We start from the raw sequence: 1,354 nt of genomic DNA, 5'->3' as shown, positions 1-1,354 counted from the left end.
ATCTCGGGGAACCTGGCGCTCTCCTACGGCCTGATCGCCGCCGCGCAGCGCTGCGGGCTGCCGCTGTACCTGGGTTCGTACCCGATCACGCCGGCGTCGGACATCCTGCACGAGCTGAGCCGGCACAAGAACTTCGGGGTCCGTACCTTCCAGGCCGAGGACGAGATCGCCGGGATCGGTGCGGCGCTCGGCGCGTCCTTCGGTGGCGCGCTCGGCGTGACGACGACCTCGGGCCCCGGGGTGGCGTTGAAGAGTGAGACGATCGGCCTGGCGGTGTCGCTGGAGCTGCCGTTGCTGGTGGTGGACATCCAGCGCGGTGGGCCCTCCACCGGTCTGCCGACCAAGACGGAGCAGGCGGACCTGCTGCAGGCGATGTTCGGGCGCAACGGCGAGGCGCCGGTGCCGATCGTCGCTCCGGCGACGCCGGCGGAGTGCTTCGACGCGGCGCTGGAGGCGGCGCGGATCGCGGTGACGTACCGGACGCCGGTGTTCCTGCTCTCGGACGGCTACCTGGCGAACGGCTCGGAGCCGTGGCGGATCCCTGAGGTGGACGAACTCCCGCTGGTCAGTCCGGATTTCGCGACCGGGCCGAACCGCGAGGACGGCTCGTTCTGGCCCTACCTGCGGGATCCGAGGACCCTGGCCAGGCCGTGGGCGCTGCCCGGTACGCCGGGGCTGGAGCACCGGATCGGCGGGATCGAGAAGCAGGACGGGACGGGGAACATCTCCTACGACCCGGCGAACCACGACTTCATGGTCCGTACCCGGCAGGCGAAGGTCGACGGGGTCGCCGTCCCCGACGTGGAGGTCGACGACCCGAGCGGCGAGGCGCGGGTGCTGGTGCTGGGGTGGGGTTCGACGTACGGGCCGATCACCGCGGCCGTGCGGCGGGTGCGGGCGGACGGCGGGGAGGTGGCCCAGGCGCACCTGCGTCACCTGAATCCCTTCCCGGCCAACCTGGGCGCGGTGCTCAGGAGTTACGAGAAGGTCGTCGTGCCGGAGATGAATCTGGGCCAGCTCGCGCTGCTGCTGCGGGCGAAGTACCTGGTGGACGCGGAGTCCTACAACCAGGTGCGTGGGCTGCCGTTCAAGGCGGCGCAGTTGGCGGACGTGCTGTCGGCGGCGATCGGCGCCCTGGACGAGGAGGACCACCGATGAGCGAGAACGGCTTCCCGTCCCTGAACCTGGTGCCCAAGGCCGAAGGTCCGCAGAGTGCCCGGGACTTCAAGACCGACCAGGAGGTGCGCTGGTGTCCCGGTTGCGGGGACTACGCGGTCCTGGCGGCGGTGCAGGGTTTCATGCCGGAGCTCGGCATCAAGCGCGAGAACACCGTGTTCGTCTCCGGGATCGGCTG

2 pseudogenes are annotated in these 1,354 nt (G+C 70.7%); both read left to right on the top strand.

The features are described from left to right. Positions 1-1,158, top strand: a pseudogene (locus tag AC07AL_RS38570) (2-oxoacid:acceptor oxidoreductase subunit alpha); the annotation flags it as partial. Further along, positions 1,155-1,354, top strand: a pseudogene (locus tag AC07AL_RS38565) (2-oxoacid:ferredoxin oxidoreductase subunit beta); the annotation flags it as partial. The pseudogenes AC07AL_RS38570 and AC07AL_RS38565, both read left to right, overlap by 4 nt.

It is taken from the genome of Kitasatospora sp. NPDC043949, assembly GCF_056435365.1.
This window is presented reverse-complemented; position numbering and strand designations above follow the sequence as displayed.